Here is a 6,204-nt window from a genome sequence, read left to right on the forward strand (position 1 = left end):
GAAGATAGTAGCCCACGGCTACAATAATCATATCCTGCTGAAATTGCTTTCCTTTAAAATGATTCATCGTCATTCCTCCTGCTATCTTTTTCTATTATTCTACCTTATTTGATAGTAGATTTAAAACTTTGCAACAGAACCCTTTACTTTAATTCTAGCACCCCTCATTATTCAAAACAGGAAAATTCCCCCTCAGTACCGGAAAACCACTCTTATTCCCACCTTTTTTGCTCACTCCCACCATCTGTTTAAGCAATCTCCTATCTGTTTAAACACATCAACATCCAGCATAAACACCGCCACATCAACATTCTCCCATAACGAAAAACTTGGCACACCTCTTGCGTATAGTAAAGTGTAAAAACAAATCGAAACCACAGACAAAAGCGAGGTGAAACCCATGCGGAAATATTTGATCGCCACTCACGGCGAATTAGCCAGAGGCTTCCAAAGCTCCTTGAACATTCTGGCGGACAAAGGCAATGACTTCCAAGTCATCAACGCCTACATCATCGACGAAGATTACACCCCAGCCATCGATGAATTCATCGCTTCCGTCCAACCGGAGGAACAAGGCTTTATCTTCACCGATCTCTTCGGCGGCAGCGTCAACCAAAAGGCCTTCACTGAACTAATGAATGCCAAAAAAGACAACATCGTCATCATCACCAATGCCAACCTGGCAGTGATCTTATCCGTCCTATTCTTAGGCGGTGACGAAGCCCTCAGCCTGGAACAGATCCAACAAGCCGTCAGTGAAAGTCAGGTACAAGTGGTACCGACTCAGATCGCCGACGAAGACGATGATTCGATCTTCGATTAAACCAACCCACACCCAAAACTGGAGGAATGAAAAATGATCACCCAAATTCGTGTAGACGACCGCTTGATCCACGGACAAGTAGCCGTAGTATGGACCAAAGAATTGAACGCACCCCTGTTAGTAGTTGCTAATGACGAAGCAGCCAACAACGAAGTCATGCAAATGACCTTGAAGATGGCCGTGCCCAACGGCATGAAATTATTGATCCGAAAAGTCGATGACGCCATCAACGTCTTCAACGATCCTCGGGGCAAAGATAAACGGATGTTCGTGATCGTGAACTCCGTCAGCGATGCCAATAAGATCGCCCAAAACGTGGAAGACCTAGAAACCGTCAATGTTGCCAACGCTGGCCGCTTCGACAAATCCGATCCGAAATCAAAAACGATGATCTTTCCAAGTGTGCAATTAAACCCTGAGGAATTAGCGGCGGCGAAAGAATTAGCCCAACTGACTCGGGTCAACAGCTACAACCAAGTATTGCCATCAAATCCGCAGCTGAGTCTCAAAGACGCAGTAGCGAAAGTCTAGGATAAGGGAGGGGAAAAATTATGTTGATGCACGCAACCATGGCCGCGTTAGCCGTCTTTATCTGTTTCGCAGGTAATTACCTAACAGGCCAAAGTATGATGGAACGCCCGCTAGTCGTCGGTCTAGTGACCGGGATCTTGATGGGCGATATGAAAACCGGGATCCTGATGGGGGCCTCCCTAGAAGCGATCTTCTTAGGAAACGTCAATATCGGCGGTGTTATCGCTGCCGAACCAGTAACTGCTACGACGATGGCAACGACCTTTGCAATTATTTCCAATGTTGAAACCAAAGCTGCCATGACCTTGGCCGTGCCGATCGGTATGTTAGCTGCCGTTGTTGTTATGTTCTTGAAAAACGTCTTTATGAATATCTTCGCACCTTCTTTGGATAAAGCTGCCCGTGAAGGCAATGAAAAAATGGTGGTTGCCCTCCATTATGGGACTTGGGTGATCTATTACGTGATCATCGCTTCCATCTCCTTCATCGGCATCCTGGCCGGTAGTGGCCCAGTCAACACCTTCGTTGAGAATATTCCCCAAAATCTGATGAACGGATTAAGTGCTGCTGGGGGCCTACTACCTGCTGTCGGGTTCGCAATGTTGATGAAGTTACTTTGGGATAACAAACTAGCTGTCTTCTATATCTTAGGTTTTGTTTTGACAGCTTACCTAGGCTTGCCAGCTGTGGCTGTCGCTGTCTTAGGTGTCGTGATCTGTGTCGTAAGTGCCCAACGGGACTTGCAGATCCGGGATATCGAAAGCGGTGCAGTTGCTCATTCCGGCAATAATGGTGCCCCTATGACGAAAGAAGATGAAGAGGAGGATTTCTTCGCATGAGTAAGATGACTAAAGATATGAGCCCTGAAGATAAAAAAATGATGCGGTCCGTCTTCTGGCGGTCTTGGACCATGAATGCCAGCCGGACTGGGGCCACTCAATACCACGCAGTCGGTGTCATGTACACCTTGTTACCAGTGATCAATCGTTTCTACAAAACCAAAGAAGAACGGGCCGATGCCTTGGTCCGCCATACCACTTGGTTCAATGCCACCATGCATATCAACAACTTCATCATGGGGCTGGTAGCCTCCATGGAAAAACAAAACAGTGAAGACCCAACCTTCGATGACAGCTCCATCACCGCCGTTAAGGCTTCCTTGATGGGCCCTATCTCTGGGATCGGTGATTCCTTCTTCTGGGGGATCCTGCGGGTCATCGCAGCTGGGATCGGGATCTCCATCGCTTCCACTGGTTCTCCCTTAGGAGCCATCGTGTTCTTAGCTTTGTATAACATCCCAGCCTTCTTGATCCATTACTATGCTTTGTACAGCGGCTACTCCGTTGGTGCCAGCTTCATCAAAAAAATGTACGAATCTGGCGGAATGAAGATCCTCACCAAAGCTTCCAGTATGTTAGGTTTGATGATGATGGGCTCCATGACGGCTTCCAACGTGAAATTCAAAACGATCCTGGAAGTTTCTGCTAAAGGTGCCGAAGAAGCGATGAAGATCCAAGACTATTTGGACCAACTTTTCATCGGTATCGTGCCACTGTGTGTGACTTTGCTGGCCTTCTACCTGCTACGTAAGAAAGTCAACGTCAACATCGTGATGTTCGCTATCATGTTCCTAGGGATCATCTTAGGTTTACTAGGGATCTGCTAAAGGTTTGTAAGAATGGGAATAGAAAAAGAAGTATCCCTGTCGCTCAAAGGTGGCAGGGATACTTCGTCATTTCTTTCATTTTTTCCAATATTGACCGGAATCACCTTGAAACATGACGAATACCCGCTTTTACGGTATATTTAGAGTAGGGAGAAAACCATAAGGGAGTGAGCAATATGAAAATAGAAACTCGCCAGCAATTATTAGCTGTTTTATCCAATAACGAAACCGGACTGACCACCGCTGAAGTCGCCCAACAGATCGACTTAAGCCGCTCCGCCACCAGTCTCTACTTAAACGAGCTCTTACAAGAGGGCACTGTCAAACAGACCGGCACGAAGCCCGTCTATTGGTTGCCCGCCAGCGCTGCCTCCGAGACTACTGATGACGTCTTCAAAGCCTTTATCGGCAGTCAAGGCAGCGCCCGGGAAGCCATCAAAAAATGTATCGCCGCTGTGATGTATCCGCCGTTAGGTCTGCCTTTACTGATCCATGGCCCCAGCGGCGTGGGCAAGAGCTTCTTAGCCAAGCTGATCTATGACTACTTGAAACAAAACAACGCCAAAGGAGCAGAGAAATTTTTCGTCTTCAACTGTGCCGATTATGCCAACAACCCGGAGCTGCTGTCGTCGATTCTTTTTGGTCACACCAAAGGGGCCTTTACCGGCGCTGAAGGCGAGCGGAAAGGTCTGCTGGCGCAAGCGGATCAAGGCGTCCTCTTCTTAGATGAAGTCCACCGCCTATCAAAGGAAAACCAAGAAAAACTTTTCCAATTTATGGATAGCGGCAATTTCCGTCCTATCGGTGAAGACGAGAAACTCCAACATTCCCAAGTCCGCCTTTTATTCGCCACCACCGAAACACCGGAGGAAGTTCTGCTGCCCACCTTTTATCGCCGAATCTCTGTGATCATAGATCTGCCTTCTTTCCATGAACGACCGATCTATGAGCGCTTTGAGCTGATCAAGTATCTTTTCCTGCAAGAAGCCAAACGGATCAAGCGGGACTTGGCCATCAGTCAGGAATTATTGGACTACCTTAGCGAGCGGGCCTATCCCGGCAATGTCGGCAGTCTGGCTAACGAGATCCGCATGTATTGTGCCGGCGCTTTACAAAAGAATCCGACAGCGGAGACCATTGCGCTCATTTTAGGCAACGAACGCCCCTCCTTGGAGCTGCATTTCGACCAGATCAACGAGGCCTTTGCTCCTGATGACCTGCAAACCCAACAAGTCCAGCTTCAACAACTGTTAGCTAGCGACCAAACGCTGCTCCAGATTCAAGAGGAGCTGGCGAGCCTTCATCATCACTTACGCCATGAAGCAGGCAGTGTCTGCACCACGGCCTTGGGGGAACGAGTGACCGCTAGCATCCAAGAGCAAAATCGACGCGTACTAGAGGATCTGCCCTTGACGGAGGAAGCCACCGCCACCGTCAGCTGTTTCTTGGACTTTACCAAGAATCAACTGCCGATGACCCTCTGGGAAAACCTTCAGTATCGCTTATTGAAGGAACAGCCCCGAACCTATCACTTGGCTCAATTATTGACCAAAGAACTGCCTTTGGAGCTGATTCCGGCAGCCAAATGCTTGTTGGCGATCCTACTCATAGGTTCTGTCAATGAAGAGATCCGCTATCACGCCCTCTTGGTGGCTCACGGGGAGCGCACCGCCTCCAGTATCCAAGGGGTCGCCAACAAAATGTGCGGCGAGTACCTTTTCGACGCCATCAATATGCCCCTCACCTCCTCGGTCCATGATATCGTGGCTCAGGTGAAAAACTGGCTCTCGGAACGGGAGACCGGTGACGGCGTGATCATGCTGGTGGATATGGGCTCTCTGACCCAGCTTTACAAGAGCTTGAAGCCCCAGATTCTGGGAGAACTTTTGGTAATCAACAACCTCACCACCTCCTTCGCTTTGGAGATCGGCCAACAGCTGTTGAACGGCAGCCGTTTCCACACCATCGCCAAGGCAGCGGAAGAAAACTTCGTCACCAACGTCCAATATTTTGAAGGCTTCTCCGTGGAGAAAAACATCATCATCTCCAGCATTTCCGGCCGGGACGTTTCCAAGAAACTGCGGGGCATCTGCCAACAATACGTGAAGCCGGATATCAAGCTGATCATTCTGAATTACAACGAACTCAGCGCCGCCATCGACCGCGCCGCCGACGAAACGGAATACTTGAAGGAGACTTCCTTGATCCTGACCACTTCCTACTTGGATACCGACGTCGCTGTACCAACATTGAATCTGTTGGACGTGCTGGATGACAATGCTGAACAACAATTGGAGCAGTCCTTCCATCACTTGATCCATCCCAACAACGTCAAACCGATGCTGAATGAATTCATCCACTTCTTCTCCAAAGAAGGCCTTTCGGAGAAACTGGAATTTCTCAACCCTGACGTGATCATTCGTCAGGTGGAAGACACCACCGACAAGTGTGAACGCCGCTTCGGTCTGCAGCTGAATGCCAAGATGAAATTCAACTTGACGATGCACCTGGCCTTGATGGTGGAACGTACTATTCTCGGCGGTGCCGATTACCCGCTACCGGAAGAACTCAGCAGCCTTAAGCTCAACGACAAACCTTTCGAAGCGAATATCAAAACGATTTTGTATAATCTGGAGCAGTTTTACCGGATCACGATTTCTGATTGGGAGCTGTATGTGTTGTATGAGATTTTGGGTGGGTAGTTGACCTAAGCAACTCCTTTTGAACGCTATAAAAGACCGCCACGACTCCTGTCTTCATCGACAGTTGACCGTGGCGGTCTCTTTCTACTAGTTACTTTGTGAGCTTTTTCTTCTCGTCTTCGGATGCAGGTAGTAGAGTACGCCGCAACCCATCACCATGATCCCTAAGATGATACTGGCGATCATGCCTTTGCCACCGGCAGCCGGCAGCGTATACTGGTTAAAGTTCGGTAGATGCAGGGCACTTCTGCTATCTCTGTAAAAGGCCGGTGGGGCGTGGGTGCCATACCCTTGGATAGCGATTTTATCCACCGGCAGTTCCTCTGAATTATTGACAGAAAGGTTCTGTTGCAAAGTTTTAAATCTACTATCAAATAAGGTAGAATAATAGAAAAAGATAGCAGGAGGAATGACGATGAATCATTTTAAAGGAAAGCAATTTCAGCAGGATATGATTATTGTAGCCGTGGGCTACTATCTTC

At 48.4% G+C, this 6,204-nt stretch carries 6 protein-coding genes; 5 read left to right on the forward strand and 1 reads right to left on the reverse strand.

Annotated elements, in window-relative coordinates; translation table 11 throughout:
- The first annotated feature begins 400 nt into the window (after window positions 1–400).
- From FGQ66_RS14565 to FGQ66_RS14585, 5 genes are all read left to right on the forward strand, one after another.
- A complete protein-coding gene (locus FGQ66_RS14565; RefSeq protein WP_002339167.1) occupies window positions 401–823 on the forward strand; it encodes a PTS sugar transporter subunit IIA in 423 nt (140 codons plus the stop codon).
- 33 nt (window positions 824–856) lie between these two features.
- Window positions 857–1,354, forward strand: coding sequence for a PTS sugar transporter subunit IIB (locus FGQ66_RS14570; protein WP_002329956.1), 498 nt, complete (start codon window positions 857–859; stop codon window positions 1,352–1,354).
- Between the two features lie 20 nt (window positions 1,355–1,374).
- The gene (locus FGQ66_RS14575) at window positions 1,375–2,193 is read left to right on the forward strand and encodes a PTS mannose/fructose/sorbose/N-acetylgalactosamine transporter subunit IIC (protein ID WP_002329955.1); all 819 of its coding nucleotides are present in this window, start codon (window positions 1,375–1,377) and stop codon (window positions 2,191–2,193) included.
- A 5-nt stretch (window positions 2,194–2,198) separates the two neighbouring features.
- Window positions 2,199–3,020, forward strand: coding sequence for a PTS system mannose/fructose/sorbose family transporter subunit IID (locus FGQ66_RS14580; protein ID WP_197082477.1), 822 nt, complete (start codon window positions 2,199–2,201; stop codon window positions 3,018–3,020).
- 176 nt (window positions 3,021–3,196) lie between these two features.
- Window positions 3,197–5,722 carry a sigma 54-interacting transcriptional regulator gene (locus FGQ66_RS14585; RefSeq protein ID WP_104870140.1) on the forward strand — a complete coding sequence of 842 codons (2,526 nt, stop codon included), beginning with the start codon at window positions 3,197–3,199 and terminating at the stop codon, window positions 5,720–5,722.
- Window positions 5,723–5,809: 87 nt separating this feature from the next.
- Here FGQ66_RS14585 and FGQ66_RS14590 read toward each other — a convergent pair whose 3' ends face one another.
- A complete protein-coding gene (locus tag FGQ66_RS14590) occupies window positions 5,810–6,034 on the reverse strand; it encodes an LPXTG cell wall anchor domain-containing protein (protein WP_125291178.1) in 225 nt (74 codons plus the stop codon).
- Window positions 6,035–6,204: the final 170 nt, after the last annotated feature.

The sequence above is a fragment of the Enterococcus sp. BSD2780061688st2 D3 genome (assembly GCF_005844145.1).
GTDB classification, from domain to species: Bacteria; Bacillota; Bacilli; order Lactobacillales; family Enterococcaceae; genus Enterococcus_B; species Enterococcus_B durans.

Coding starts and splice junctions, on each gene's coding strand:
- FGQ66_RS14570 (WP_002329956.1), top strand. CDS start 857: ATGATCACCCAAATTCGTGTAGACGACCGCTTGATCCACGGACAAGTA.
- FGQ66_RS14585 (WP_104870140.1), top strand. CDS start 3,197: ATGAAAATAGAAACTCGCCAGCAATTATTAGCTGTTTTATCCAATAAC.
- FGQ66_RS14565 (WP_002339167.1), top strand. CDS start 401: ATGCGGAAATATTTGATCGCCACTCACGGCGAATTAGCCAGAGGCTTC.
- FGQ66_RS14580 (WP_197082477.1), top strand. CDS start 2,199: ATGACTAAAGATATGAGCCCTGAAGATAAAAAAATGATGCGGTCCGTC.
- FGQ66_RS14575 (WP_002329955.1), top strand. CDS start 1,375: ATGTTGATGCACGCAACCATGGCCGCGTTAGCCGTCTTTATCTGTTTC.